Here is a 12,464-nt window from a genome sequence, read left to right on the forward strand (position 1 = left end):
GATACCTCACCCCCCTCGAAATCCGAGCCAGGCTGCAACACGACTTCACCCCGGCAGCGTAAGAACCCGCTGTCCAACCGCAGGGTGGAACTTCAGCCTCCTTGAGGCGGTCCACGTGCTTGGACGCCAGGACCCGTCCCTCCTTGGCGCCGGCGGCCAGCGCAGTGGCCTTCGCCGCAAGGAGTTCGGTCTCCTGGTTGGCGCCGAGCAGGCACGGGCCGACCTCGTAGAGCGTGAGCTCGCGCAGCTCGTAGTAGCCGTACCAGTCGCCCTGATCGTCGGTGCCCTCCACCCAGGCGCCCTCTTCGACGTCGTACGCGAACGAGAACTGGGTGACGCGGCGGCCCTTGAGCAGGCGGTAGACCTGCGCGGCCTTGGGGTTGGTGTCGACGTCCTCGATCTGACCGGTGACCAGCAGGCCGTCTGCGGTCTCCTCGGCACTCAGGACGATGCCGACGTGGCTGAACGGGTCTCCCCAGTCGTGCGACCAGATCACCGGGATTGGGTCACCCTTGGCGGCCCACTCCGTGAGGGTCTTGGTGAACGCGCCCGGCTGGACGACGTCACCGACGCTGTCCTCGTTGTTGAACACCGATACGAGCGCGGTGAACTGGCCTTCTGCCAGGCCGTCGGCGGTGCCGGCGGCCTTGACGCGGGCGCGGCACTCCTTGGTGCGTGGCACCGCCTACCCCTTCCTGTCGTAGGTGAGCTTGCAGTGGCAGTTCGCGGTCTCGGACTCGCGGCCGTGCCCGTCGCCGGGCCAGCGGCAGCCGTTGCCGAACACGTCGTCGAGCTCAACCCGGTCGCCGTCCAGAGCCCGGTGCGACTGCCGTGGGTTGCTGCCGCCGGTGTGCCAGACCTTGTAGGTCAGCCCGGATGCCTTCGCCGCATCGTGGCCGCCGAAGCTGCGGGCCTCGGTCGCGGCGGTGACGGCCCGGCGTACCGCTGTTGCGGTGGCCCAGGATGCGGCCGCCGCCGTGATCGCCTGGCGCCAGTCGGTGCCGGCAACCGCGGTCTGCAGTAGGGCGGTGCCTGCGGCAATGTGCTGGGCGGCGTGGCTGTCTGCGGCGGCCAGCAGCCACGGCAGCATGGCATCCGCGGACCAGCCCTCGGCGTCGGCGTTGTGCTCGGCGAGCACTTCCCAGGCGCCGACCTGGGCGAGCCGGAACGCCCGGTCCGCGAGCAGGGACTGTACCTGCGCGGTGTTCGGGCCGGCGGAAGCTTCCCAGGCGGCCAGCAGGTCGGGCGGCGCGATGTCCTTTACCCCGGCCTGCCGCAGTACCGCGTCCATCTGCCGTGCCGACATCGCCTGGAGCTTCGCGGCGAGCGTGTCCCGTTCGGCGTCGAACCCGGCAATCCCCTTGGGCAGGCCGGACTTCCGGTCCGCAGGTGTGCGGGTCTTGGGGGCGGTATCCCGCGGGGAGGCGAGGCCTCCCGTGGTGACGTTCAACGGGGTGATCAGCTCGTCGCCGCCCGGCACGGACGGCAAGTTGTTGCGAGCTCGGATCTCATTGCGGGTCATCCACGGCCCGCCCGTCGCGGTCGATGCCGCCGCGGCCTGCTCCTCGAAGCTGCCGCGCATCTTTGCTTCGAGGTTGAACTCGACGTAGACGCCGGAGCCCTCGCCGTCGAGGTCAGGCAGCAGCTGGAGCATGATCTCCTGCGTGATCATCTCCAGCCACGGGCCGAGAGTGTCCTGGTAGAGCTGCTGGTGCTGCTCTTTGATGTTGGAGAACGTGGCGTGGTCGAGGATGCCGACCATCGGCAGCGGGATGTGATACGCCGCGGCGCACTCCTCCCTGGTCAGCTTGCGGGACTCGACGTAGGAGGCGGTACGCGGGTCAATGTCGACCGTCTCGTACTCCATGCCGTCCTCGAGGACCGGCGTTCCGCCTTCGCTGCCGCCGCCCTGCTTGAACGAGCGCCAGGACTCCTTGAAGCGGGCCCGCGCATCAGGTGACCAATCCGGGGCGCCGGCGGGACGCTTCAGCACTCCCGACAGTCGGCCGCCGTTGCGCCACATCTGTTCGCGTGAGCGTGTCGCCTCGTACTCTTCGGCGAGCATCGTGCGTAGGGCCTCGACTGGCGAGCAGCCGATCCGCAGGTCGTCCGGGTGGTATCCGTGGAACACGACCAGCTCGTCCGGCTCGAAGCGCTTCGTGCCGCGAACCCCGGACAGCTCGTAGTAGGCCGGGGTCAGGATGTTGTCGCCCTTGGGCCGGACCCGGGCGGCCGGCAGTGGAGCGAGTGCCAGTTGGCCAGTGTCGGTCTTCACCTTCGCCCAGTAGGCGATGTCGTACAGGCCGATGTCGGCGACCAGGCGCTCAACCAGCCGGTACGGGGTGATCGTCGGCGATGGGCGGCCCATGAGGGCCGCCAGCTGGCTGTCTGCCGCGCCGAGCCGCACCCGGTCGGTGTCGGATACCCGGCGGAAGGTGTGGATGCCCAGCTGGGCAATGTTGCGGGCCAGGAAGGAGATGACCGTCCGCAGCTGAGGCTGGGTGCGGTACATCGTCGAGTAGTCCCGATACACGCCGTCCGCGAGCCGCACCTGCACCGGCATCGACGACACCGGCAACGGGGACACCAGGTCGAGCGAGCCGGCGGAGACGATGAAGGCCATCAGCCACCCCCCGCCACGACCTGGATGAACTCGACCCGGGCCCGCTCGATGACGACCTCGCCGTCCATGGTGACCGCGGGCATGCCGGCCTGTAGCAGCTCGGCGTCCCGCAGGACCAGCAGCGGACCGCGCTTGGCCCACAGCACCCCGGCGAAGGCCTTGTCCGCGAGGTTCACCACCACCCGGCGACGAAGCGCCGTACGCCGCCACCAGAACACCGCGGTCTCCTTCTCACATGACGTCAAGTGCGCCGTCCTCGTACGCGGACCGCACCGGCTCCGGCCTGGTCATGGCCTCGGACAGGGCGGTAACCAGCGCCGAGACGGCGTCGATCTTCTCGGCCGACCGGGCCTTGTCCGGCTTGACGTTGCCCGCCGGGTCCATCGACGCGGCAAGGTTGTCGACCATCCACTCCACCGCCGGGTTCCCGCCGTGCCGCACCATCGGCGCCTCGGGGGTGCCCTTCAGCAGCAGCCGCTGCAACTCCTTGAGCGACGGCGACAAGGTCACGAAGCCCTGCCGAACCTTCACCAGCGGCGCGTTGCGCTTCTGAAGCTCGTTCGTCAACGGCACCGCCGACCACGGGTCGTAGCCCAGCGAGCGGACGTCGAAGGTGTCCAGGTCCCGCTCGATCGCGGCCTGGATCCAGTCGTAGTCCGCCACGTTGCCCGGCGTCGCCTGCAACAGGCCCTGCCGGACCCACACCGACGCAGCGCCAGCCGTACGCCGGTCCAGCGCCTCCACGTTGGCCTCCGGCGTCCACAGCCGCCACAGCGCGTCGTAGCCGCCGCGCTCGTCGTCCGGGAACAGCCAGCACAGCGCCAGCAGGTCGGAGGTAGCCGCCAGGTCGAGGCCGCCGTATGCCTCCCGGCCGGCCAGCGCCTGCTCGTCGACCATCCCGGCGTTCGCCCGCCAGGACTCCATGGTCAGGAACTTTGTCTCCTGCTTGGTCCGCAGACCCAAGTGCAGGCGCAGGTACTTGGCCAGGTCCGCCGGCGACTGCTTCGCCTCCGCCGAGGCCTTGGAGAGGTAGGCACGGGTCGGGCTGATGCCGTAGCCGGGGTTCGCCTTCCGCCATGTGGCCTCGACGTGCGGGTCGTCAGCCTTCTCTGCGGCCCACACCACGCCGTAAAACGTCGGGTCGGTTAGCACCCGGCGCGAGAGCTGCTCGGCGTACTCGCGCTTGCGGGAGTAGACCGTGTGCGGCTTCCCGGAGTCCGCCGTGGTGATCATCGCGATCAGCGGCTGCCGGCGGGAGCCGGTGCCGGTCTCGATCGTCTCGACCAGGTCGGCGGTCTTGTGGACGTGCAGCTCGTCGACGATCCCGCCGTGCAGGTTCGCGCCGTGCTGGGCGTCCGCGACCGAGGAGACGACCTCGAAGTACGAGCCCGTCCTGGTGTGAATGATCTTCTTCTTCAGGGCCTGGACATGGCCCTTGAGCCGCGGGGCCTTCTCTGCCAACTGCTTGACCGGCTGGAAGACGAACCCGGCCTGCCGCTCGGAGGTGGCAGCCGCAACGACCTGGGCTCCGGGCTCGCCGTCGCCGCAGGTCAGATAGATCGCGATGCCGCCGCACAAGGTGGACTTGCCGTTCTTGCGCGGCACGTCCACGTACAGCGTGCGGACGATCCGCACGTAGGCATCGGCGTCCTCATCCCACCGAACCCAGCCAAACACGGGCGCGAGGATGTAGGCGACCTGCCATGGGTCCGGCCGCAGCGGCTGCCCGGCCCACTGGCCTTGGGTATGCCGCAGCAGCCCGAAGGCCCGCAGGACCCGGTCCACCCGGTCCGGGTCGAACACCGCTCCCGAGGCCTCGCCGGGGCTCGGGGTTTGCACCAGCGGTGGGCAGTCCGGCAGCGGGATTCCACGGGAGGCTAGGTACCAGGCGACCTCGGGCGACAGCTTGAGGCGCTCCAGCTCCGCCTCGCCCGGCAACGTCGGAGCGTCCGGCTCAGGCGAAGGGGTTGTCCTCGTCCGCCTTGCCATCGTCGGCCCCCCTCGCCAGGGCCTGTTCCGTGCTCGGCGTCAACCCAAAGTGGGCGGCGAACGAGCGCAGTTCCCGGGCCGCCGATCGGGCGATGCCGACCGCGGGGTGCGCGAGGGTGCCCTGCTTCGCCTCGATGGTCAGGCCCTCCGAGTGCTGAACCCGGATCGCCTCAACGAACGTGGCCCAAGTCTCGCAGTACGCCGCCAGGACAGCCCGGTCCTCCTCCTTCAGGATGTCCAGCCGGGTCAGGCCTGGCACGACCCGCCGCCACTCGTCCGCGGCCTCGGTGCTTAGCCAGGACGGAGGGTTCGGAGCGATCCGCCGGAACGCCGGCCCAGTGCTGACCTCCCGGCCACCCGAGTCCCGGCCAGTCGCCGAGCCCTTCAGCAGCTTCAGGGCGGCCGGCTGAGCAATGCGACCCATGGCAGACCCCCTATACCGGATTCTGAGTGGAGGTCTTCTGAGTTAACCGCGGCGGGCCCCTGAGCTGGGCGGTTAGCGATCTGGACACCCCTACCCCCTGGGGGGTTGGTGACGCCTGGTGATCGCTGTCACGTGGTGTGACGTCGCTGTTGGAGGCGCCTCTGGTTGCCTCGGGCCGCTTCGGCCCTGCTCTTGGCCTGGTGGCAGGGCGGGCAGATGAGGCCGAGGTTGTCGAGGTCTTCAACGGCTCCGCCTTCGGCGACGGGGGCGATGTGGTCGAGCTCGTGACCGGGTTCGTCGGGGTCGTCTGGTGGTTCGGCGCCGCAGCGGTAGCAGCAGCCGTTGTCCCGCCGGTGGACGCGGGCTTTGAGGGTGCGCCAGCGGCCGGAGCTGATGCCGTAGCGGTGGGCTTTGTTGGCGCGGCCGGCCCAGGGTGCGGGCTGGTGCTGGTCGCATCGGCCGCGGTTGGTGGCGAGTTCGCGGCAGGCTGGGTCGCTGCAGCGGGAGGGCGGGGCAGTTGGCACGGTGCCTCCTCTCCGGAGATCAGCCTTGCGGCAGCCAGGGGTTGATGGCGCCGATCCACTGCTTGGCCATGGTGAGGTAGGCGGCGTCGAGGGGGTGGGTGCCGTCGGCGGTCCAGTGGGTGCTGATCGGGGTCATATCGGCGGCAACGACCCGGCCGGTGGCCTTCCGTGCGGCAACAACGTTGTCGACCCAGGTATTGATCTGTCCGGTGCCGGCGTCCAGCCCGGGGTTGCGGTAGTGGGCGAGGCGGGCGCAGGCGACGCGGACGGTTGGCGAGGAGGCGAGGAGCTGGTCGACGAACGTGCCGTAGCGGTTCTGCCAGTCGTCGGTGTCGGTGCCGATGTCGTTGGTGCCGAGGTGTACGAGGACGATGTCGGGCTGGGCGGCCGGCAGGGCGGCGAGTGCCCGGGGCGCGGTGATCCGCAGGGTCTTGCCGCCCTCGGAGATGTTGGTGATTTGGGTGGCGATGCGGCGGCGGGCGAGGAAGTCGGTCAGCCACGCCGGGTAGCCCTGGCCGCCGAGGCCGTTGCCGTGGGCGTCCATCTGTCCGCTTGCGCCGGCGGCGGCGCCGAGGCCTTGGGTGATGCTGTCGCCGACGCACAGGATCCGCATGGTGGCGGTGGGCGGTGCGAGGACGGCGCGGAGGGCGGCCAGGTTGTCGCGCAGGTCGGCAATGAGGGTGGTGGCGCGTTGCTCGACGGCGCGGGTGTTGTAGCTGGCGAGGTCGTGGTCCCAGGGGATGTCGTCGGGTGCTTCGACCCATCCGCGGCTGGTGGCGCCGATGGCGAGGGCGCATGCGGTGTCGGGGCTGTACGGGGCGGGTGTGGTCACGGGGGCTCCGTCGTTGGCGGGTCAGGCTGCGGCTTGTCCGACTTGCCAGCCGGGTCGGCGTCCGCCGCGTGCGGGCCGGTTGGCGCCGTTGGTCCAGGTGCGGTGCTCGGCCTTGGCGACGGTGGGCAGGTGGTAGAGGTGCGGTCCGCCGGGTATGGGCAGGGCCTCGATCAGGCCGGTGTGGACCCACCACTTCACGGCGCTCTCACTCACCCCGAAGGCTGCGGCAGTGTCGGCTCGGTTGGCGAGGTCGTCTGGCCGGATCTGATGAAGCGGCGGGTTGGGGTAGCGGGCCACAAGCACCTCCCCGGGCAGCACGAAGGCCCCGCAGCGTGGGCTGTCGGGGCCTTCGAGTTGTTTCTGGGCAGGGGCTACCTGCTGCGTTTCAGGTTAGGACGGGCGGCGATCAAGTGCAAGCGCGTCAGCCGCAGGGCGAGCCGTCCTCGCCAGGTGGCGCCGAGTTGGCGTTCCAGGTCCGCACGGATCCGGTCGAGGTGAAGCTCAGCCCCGACGTACCGAAGGTCGGCCGTGCTTGGATACTTGGCGTCCACGGGTTCCTCCATGTCAGGCGCCGGGCGCCCATTCGGGCCGGTAGTCGGGGTGGTTGGCGTACGGCAGGGCCAGCAAGCGCAAGGTCGGACACGGCCAGCTCTCAATGCAGCACGTTGAACAGTTAGGCCCGGTCATACTCTCGAGTCCCCTGTGCTGGTCAAGGATGCGCCGCTTGGCGGCGACCTCGGCCAGCACCCGCGGCGGGTCGTGCCGGACGATGTGCAGCGCGTCCTCAGTCGACTCGAACACCGAAGCCTCGCCGCCCCACCGGCCGCCAGCGATCACGTCCGCATGCCCGGCGCCGTGGATCGCCGCGGCATACGTCTCGCTGTCCACCGTCCACGGGCCGGGCGTGGCCGCGCGGGCTGCCTGCTCGTCCTCATCGAGGCGGGCGCGGAGGAACGTCACCAGGTTGTCGGTCATCGGGCTACCTCGTACTCGCCGAGCCGCACCCGAACCAGCTGTCCGTCACGGCAGAGGTGTTGGAGGTCGGTGCGGACGAACTTCTCGGCGGGCCGGGGCTGGTAGAGCTGCCAGGCGCGTTGCCGGTTCCAGGTACCTCCGCCGCGCTGGATGGCAGCGAGGAGTTGCTGGCGCCGTTCGGCGGCCGGTGTGACGGGGTTGATGGCGGTGGTGTTGTCCACGGCCTGATCCTCTCGTGCGAACGCCCGTCCCGGGTAGTGCCGGGGCGGGCGGGTCGGTCAGCGGGCGTCGCGGATCGCTTGCTGGATGCGGGCTTCGGTGGCGGCCGGGTCGGTGCTTTCCCGCAGCAGGCGGTCTACCAGGCGGGTGGTCTTGGCCCTGTCACCGGCCTTCACCGCAGTGATGATCTGGTCGAGCATCTCGACCTCGAACTCGTGGTTGCTCATGTCGTCCTCAGCTCTCGGGCTGGGGCTGCGGCGTGGGCTGGGGCCACTCGACGCTGATGCCGCTGCCGCGCTCGATGATGATCGGCTCGGGCTGCTGGTCGGGCTGCTGTCCGTTTCCGTTGGCGTAGTCCATGATGGGCGTCTCCTCGTGCTCGTTGGTGGGTGGCGAGGGGCCCGGGGCGGCCGGCGATGCTGGCAGGCTGTGACGGCCGCCCCGGGGTGTGGTCAGGCCGGCAGGAGCTCGTACAGCCGGGCGATCTCGTCGCGGGTCTTGCGGATCTGGTGGGCGAGGGTGTGGCGCTTGCCGCGGTCGTGCGCCTCGTCGATGAACGCGTGCTGGAGCTGGGTGAGCCGGCCTTCGGCGGCGGCGATTGCCGCGGCGAGGATCTCGTCCTCGGTGACACCCATGGCCATGGCGTTGTCCACGGCACGGAGGGCGATGTTGCGGTCGGTGAGGCAGTCGGGTCCGCCGTGGGCGAGGACCTCACGGGCGGCAGCCGCGATGGCTTCGGTCTTGGTCATGTGGCTCTCCTTGGGGTTCAGCAGTTACGGGTGGCGGGTGGTCAGGCCTCGTCCTCGGACAGTCCGTGGCGGCGCTCCCACTCGCGGCGGCAGCTCTCGACCACGGCGGGGTTCATCTTCTGGTCGCCCCGCTCGGCTGCCTGGAGAGCTGCGATCAGCTCCTCCAGCGTGAATTCGGGGATGAGCTTGTTGGGCCACTGGTAGGTGGTCATGGCGGTAGTCCTCGGTGTGGGTGTTGATCGGTTGGGGTCAGGCCTCAAGCGGCATGGCACGGCAGGTTTCGGCGTGGCGCTGGGCCCAGCCGACGGCCCGGTTGGTGGCCCAGGCCCGGTCCGCCGTGTTGGAGCACAGGTCGTAGTGGGAGAGCCAGTTGGTGTTGGGGCATCCGGTGCACGTGGCGCGGATGCCGCGGGGCTCGGGCGTGAGGTCGACGGTGGCTCCGCCGACGGTCTGGTAGCGGGCGATGACGGTCTTGGCGGTGTCCGGCATGGTGGTCTCCAGGTGGTGGGCGGGGTGGGAGTGGATCAGGCGGCGGGGGCGCGGCTGACGATGATCGTCCGGGCGGGGTTCTCGGGGTCGGCGCGCATGACGCGCCCCTCTTGGGTGGACCACTCTTCGGTGTTGTTGGTGTTGGTGTTGGCACTTTGACCTGCGCCAACGTTGGCAACAACGTCGGCGAGAGGGGCGGTCCGAGAGGGGGAGGGGAGCGGGGGCACGTCCTCGTGGTGGACGCCGGGCCCGTTGCCGTCGGGGGTGCGCACCCCTTCGCGGACCGGGATACTGGCCTGTGCGAGGAGGGCCCGGATGGCCTTGGTGGAGGCCTTCCAGAGGGGGTGGGCGGCGCCCAGATCGGCGGCCAGCCGGGTGAGGAGGACGGAGGTCCCGCCGGTGGCCAGGGAGGCGGTCAGGGCGTGAGTCTCGGCGGGGGTCGGGAGGGTCTCATCGGGCTCTTCCTCGGCCTCCCCGTCAGGTTCCTGGTCGCCGGCTTTGGAGGTGTCCTCCTCGGCCTTCTCGGCGGGCGGTTGCTGTTCGGGGGTGGTCTGGCCGAGAACCAGGGCGACGAGCACCCACAGGGTGAGCGCGCCGGAGACGATGGCGGCGCGGTGGCCGTGGAGCATCGGCCAGACGACGACGGTGGCGACCACCGCGGCCCCGGTGGCGACCAGGACGGGACTGGTCGGTTTGGCCCGGCCAATCTCCTCCAGGGCGGCGGCGCGCTGTTCCGGGTCCTTGATCTCCAGGGCCTTGGCCCGGCGCTCCCGCCACGCGCCGAGGGCTTCGGCGTGCTCGGCCTTGGCGTTGGCGTGGCGGGTTTTCAACGGGGCCAGCAGGCGGCGGTTGCCGCGGCCGATGGCGGTGAGCGAGATGCCATCCACCAGGGGGTGGGCGGGCCGCTCCCCCTGGAGTGTCTTCAGGGCGGCAGCACGCTGATTGGGATCCTCGATTTTCAGTGCCTCGGCGCGGCGCTCCCGCCAGGCGGTCAGCGCTTCGACGTGCTGGGCGCGGGCGTCCTCAAGGTAGCTATTCATCAGCTGGCCAGGGAGTGGAGGAGGGCGGTGCTGATGTTGATGGGGACCGCCCAGATGCCGGCGGCGGCGCTGAGGACGCCGGGGGCGGCGATCCCGCACAGCAAGTCCTTGGCGAAGGTGGGCTTGAACCAGAAGGCGATGCCGACGAGGGCGGCGGCGACGGCGGCCGGGCCGATGGTGCCGAAGGTCTCGGACTGCTGGGTGAGGGTCTTGGAGAACTCGCTGCCGAGCAGGTTGATCTGCTGGAGGGCGGTGCCCGCGCTGGCCGCGACGATGCCGATGGCCATGCCCCAGTAGACGACGTGGTGCGACTTGACGGGCTGGAACTTGCCGCCGCCGCGCTTGTGGGCGATGAGGGCGAGAGCGACGACGATCAGAACGCCGCCTGCGCCGAAGGATCCGAGCATGGTGGGTCTCCGGTCAGTTGGTGAGGGCGAACAGGGGGGTGAGGCCGAGGAGGGCGAGCAGAGCGGATGCGAGGGGGACGCGGACGGCGCAGAGGTAGAGGACGGCGGGGCCCCGGACCTGGGTGACGCGGACGTGGCCGCCGCCGCGCATCTTGAGGTCGAGTACCCAGCCGAGGAACACGGCCCCGACGCCGACCGGCAGCGGCAGGCCGGTGAGGATCTGGGGCAGGTGCAGGAGGTAGCCGGCGGCCGCGGAGGCTGCGGTGAGGATGCACCAGCGGCGGAATCGGCGGGTGCGCTCGTTGGGGGTCTGGTGCCACAGGATGGAGGCCCGCTGCCGCCGCACGATGGCTTCGCGACGGTGACGGTTTCGGCGCTCCTGCTCGGTCTCGCCCTTGGCCTCGTACTTGGCCTCGTGTTCGACGCGCTCGCGTTCGGCGCGTTCCTCCGGCGTCTCAGTAAGGATCGTGCCGATCCGGGCACCAAGCCGTTGGGCGAGGGCGTCCGCGAACTCGGACACCCAGACCCGTCGCGCGGTGTCGCTCTCCCCCGCGGTGCCGGCCTCGGCCTGCTCCTGGTCGTCGTCCTCGACGGCCTGGTCCTCGGTGTCGGTGTTGTCCTTGTGGAGGTCGACGGGCTCGGCAGGCTTGGTGGTGTGCTGAGGCGGGATGGGCGGCCAGCTCTTGCGCCACCACTCGGTCACGGGTTCGGGCTCGGGGTCGGGGTCGGGCATGCCGACGGTGGGCGGCTCGCTCGGGGGCGGCGGAATGGTGGTCATCAGCGGTCCTTCCGGGGGCCGATGCCGCCGCGGCGGAGCCACGAGGCTGTGCCGGTGTCGATGCGGCGGATCTCGGCGGATCGGCGGGCCCGCTCGCGGGCGGTGCGGCCGGTCGAGGTGGTGCTGGCGGCGGTCTGGCCGCCGGTGAGCTTGGACCAGAGGCTCATGGGGTCAGCTCCAGATGAGGAGGGCGATCGTGAGTGCGCTGAGCGCGTAGGCGCCGTACAGGCGCAGGGTGGGACGGGAGTCGCTGTCGGCGGTGAGGTAGAGGCCGGCGTAGGCGACCGTGGCGGAGACCGCCCAGAGAAGCGCGGGCACAGGGCGCTACTCGGCGCCGACGACGATCTTGCGGATCTCGGTCGCTTCGCGGCGCGAGAGGCCGAGCTGAAGCTGGAGCGTGCCAATGGTGACCGGCCGGGCGGAGCGCCCTTTGCGGGCCTGCCGGTCCAGGCGCCGGGCGGCAGCAATCAGCTGGGACCTGGTCATGCTGGCGGGGTCCGGGGTGACCACCGAGGTGACCGTCTCGCGTACCGTCTGTCCGGCGGCCACGGTGGTCATCATGTGGTCGTCCTGGTGGTCACCGTGGTGGTCATCGAACAGCAGCGTGCTGGTCGGCGGGGTGACCAGGCCGGCCGCCGCGAGCTGGGCGGCGAGTTCGTCGTCGGTGGCGCCGGGCATGAGGCTGCGGGCGTACTCGGCGGCGCGGTCGGCATCGGTCAGCTCGGCTTCGGCGATGGGCAGCTCGTAGGCGGCGTGCATGTTGGCGGTGGCGCCTTCGACACGGGCGAGTTCGCGGTGCACGGCGGCGGTGGCGAGGCGGGCGTGGGCGGCGGAGAACCGGGCCTCGATCCACTGCTGGGATCGGTCGTCGAGGTCGACGCTGAAGTGCCGCATGGTCATGGTCCACATGCCCTTGGCGAGGGCGGAGACGAGCGCACCGATGATGCCGATCACGATTGCGCCGTGGCCGCCTTGGAGGATTCCGTGGGTGCAGACGGCGGCCATGGCGAGGACGAGGGCGACGTGGCCGGCCACCATCGGCAGCTTGGCCTTGCGGCGGTCGTAGCGGGCGAGCCACTCCAGGGCCATGCAGCTGATCCACGCGAGGTCGAAGACGCCGGCTGCGGTGTAGCCGATGTAGGGGTCGACGGTGCGGGAGAGGAGGTCGCCGATGCTGGCGGTGGACCAGGCGATGCTGCCGGCGACGGTGAGGGCGGTGGCTCCGGTGACGGCGCTGCGGACGATGTGGTCCCAGTCGCGGGGCGGAATGGGGACGGCGGTGGCGTACTTCTCGGTGACCATCTCGGTGACGCCGTTGATGGTATGCGGGACGATGCGTTCCTGCAGTACCTGCTTGGTGCGGCGGAAGGTACCGTTCTGGTGGGCCATGGGAGGTTCTTTCTCCGGTGGTCTAG

At 70.4% G+C, this 12,464-nt stretch carries 21 protein-coding genes; all 21 read right to left on the reverse strand.

Annotation, left to right across the window (positions count from 1 at the left end; genetic code table 11):
- Positions 1–682: HK97 family phage prohead protease (locus ACIRRH_RS41085; RefSeq protein WP_403078229.1), on the reverse strand; the 682-nt coding region annotated here is incomplete at its 3' end.
- 3 nt (positions 683–685) lie between these two features.
- Complete coding sequence (locus ACIRRH_RS41090) at positions 686–2,623, reverse strand: phage portal protein (RefSeq protein WP_403078232.1); 1,938 nt, start codon at positions 2,621–2,623, stop codon at positions 686–688.
- On the reverse strand, positions 2,623–2,841 hold the full coding sequence (locus tag ACIRRH_RS41095; RefSeq protein WP_403078235.1) for a hypothetical protein: 219 nt from the start codon (positions 2,839–2,841) through the stop codon (positions 2,623–2,625). Before ACIRRH_RS41095 ends, ACIRRH_RS41090 begins: the two co-directional genes overlap by 1 nt.
- Positions 2,842–2,854: 13 nt before the next feature.
- The gene (locus tag ACIRRH_RS41100) at positions 2,855–4,561 is read right to left on the reverse strand and encodes a terminase large subunit (protein WP_403078238.1); all 1,707 of its coding nucleotides are present in this window, start codon (positions 4,559–4,561) and stop codon (positions 2,855–2,857) included.
- A gap of 16 nt (positions 4,562–4,577) precedes the next feature.
- Positions 4,578–5,036, reverse strand: coding sequence for a phage terminase small subunit P27 family (locus ACIRRH_RS41105; RefSeq protein ID WP_403078241.1), 459 nt, complete (start codon positions 5,034–5,036; stop codon positions 4,578–4,580).
- 128 nt (positions 5,037–5,164) lie between these two features.
- Complete coding sequence (locus ACIRRH_RS41110) at positions 5,165–5,560, reverse strand: HNH endonuclease (protein ID WP_403078244.1); 396 nt, start codon at positions 5,558–5,560, stop codon at positions 5,165–5,167.
- A gap of 19 nt (positions 5,561–5,579) precedes the next feature.
- Complete coding sequence (locus ACIRRH_RS41115; RefSeq protein WP_403078247.1) at positions 5,580–6,392, reverse strand: GDSL-type esterase/lipase family protein; 813 nt, start codon at positions 6,390–6,392, stop codon at positions 5,580–5,582.
- Between the two features lie 21 nt (positions 6,393–6,413).
- Positions 6,414–6,605 (reverse strand): hypothetical protein, encoded by a 192-nt coding sequence (locus ACIRRH_RS41120; RefSeq protein WP_403078250.1) that lies wholly within the window; start codon positions 6,603–6,605, stop codon positions 6,414–6,416.
- A 351-nt stretch (positions 6,606–6,956) separates the two neighbouring features.
- Complete coding sequence (locus ACIRRH_RS41125) at positions 6,957–7,367, reverse strand: DUF6221 family protein (protein WP_403078253.1); 411 nt, start codon at positions 7,365–7,367, stop codon at positions 6,957–6,959.
- Entirely contained in the window at positions 7,364–7,588 is a 225-nt protein-coding gene (locus ACIRRH_RS41130; RefSeq protein ID WP_403078256.1) for a hypothetical protein, read from the reverse strand. The genes ACIRRH_RS41125 and ACIRRH_RS41130 overlap by 4 nt, the downstream gene beginning before the upstream one ends.
- Before the next feature lie 57 nt (positions 7,589–7,645).
- On the reverse strand, positions 7,646–7,813 hold the full coding sequence (locus tag ACIRRH_RS41135) for a hypothetical protein (protein WP_403078258.1): 168 nt from the start codon (positions 7,811–7,813) through the stop codon (positions 7,646–7,648).
- A 7-nt stretch (positions 7,814–7,820) separates the two neighbouring features.
- Positions 7,821–7,946, reverse strand: coding sequence for a hypothetical protein (locus ACIRRH_RS41140; RefSeq protein WP_403078260.1), 126 nt, complete (start codon positions 7,944–7,946; stop codon positions 7,821–7,823).
- A gap of 92 nt (positions 7,947–8,038) precedes the next feature.
- On the reverse strand, positions 8,039–8,335 hold the full coding sequence (locus ACIRRH_RS41145; RefSeq protein ID WP_403078263.1) for a hypothetical protein: 297 nt from the start codon (positions 8,333–8,335) through the stop codon (positions 8,039–8,041).
- 41 nt (positions 8,336–8,376) lie between these two features.
- The gene (locus ACIRRH_RS41150) at positions 8,377–8,547 is read right to left on the reverse strand and encodes a hypothetical protein (protein ID WP_403078265.1); all 171 of its coding nucleotides are present in this window, start codon (positions 8,545–8,547) and stop codon (positions 8,377–8,379) included.
- 37 nt (positions 8,548–8,584) lie between these two features.
- Positions 8,585–8,824 (reverse strand): hypothetical protein, encoded by a 240-nt coding sequence (locus tag ACIRRH_RS41155; protein ID WP_403078268.1) that lies wholly within the window; start codon positions 8,822–8,824, stop codon positions 8,585–8,587.
- 35 nt (positions 8,825–8,859) lie between these two features.
- Entirely contained in the window at positions 8,860–9,864 is a 1,005-nt protein-coding gene (locus tag ACIRRH_RS41160) for a hypothetical protein (protein ID WP_403078270.1), read from the reverse strand.
- Positions 9,864–10,271: a hypothetical protein gene (locus ACIRRH_RS41165; RefSeq protein ID WP_403078273.1), complete on the reverse strand. Its 408-nt coding sequence runs from the start codon at positions 10,269–10,271 to the stop codon at positions 9,864–9,866. Before ACIRRH_RS41165 ends, ACIRRH_RS41160 begins: the two co-directional genes overlap by 1 nt.
- A gap of 13 nt (positions 10,272–10,284) precedes the next feature.
- Positions 10,285–11,049: a hypothetical protein gene (locus ACIRRH_RS41170; protein ID WP_403078276.1), complete on the reverse strand. Its 765-nt coding sequence runs from the start codon at positions 11,047–11,049 to the stop codon at positions 10,285–10,287.
- On the reverse strand, positions 11,049–11,216 hold the full coding sequence (locus ACIRRH_RS41175) for a hypothetical protein (protein ID WP_403078279.1): 168 nt from the start codon (positions 11,214–11,216) through the stop codon (positions 11,049–11,051). The genes ACIRRH_RS41170 and ACIRRH_RS41175 overlap by 1 nt, the downstream gene beginning before the upstream one ends.
- A gap of 4 nt (positions 11,217–11,220) precedes the next feature.
- Positions 11,221–11,367, reverse strand: coding sequence for a hypothetical protein (locus ACIRRH_RS41180; protein ID WP_403078282.1), 147 nt, complete (start codon positions 11,365–11,367; stop codon positions 11,221–11,223).
- Positions 11,368–11,373: 6 nt separating this feature from the next.
- Entirely contained in the window at positions 11,374–12,438 is a 1,065-nt protein-coding gene (locus tag ACIRRH_RS41185) for a protein transporter Sec31 (protein ID WP_403078284.1), read from the reverse strand.
- Positions 12,439–12,464: the final 26 nt, after the last annotated feature.

Origin of the sequence: Kitasatospora sp. NPDC101235 (genome assembly GCF_044767505.1) — a bacterium.
GTDB lineage: Bacteria > Actinomycetota > Actinomycetes > Streptomycetales > Streptomycetaceae > Kitasatospora.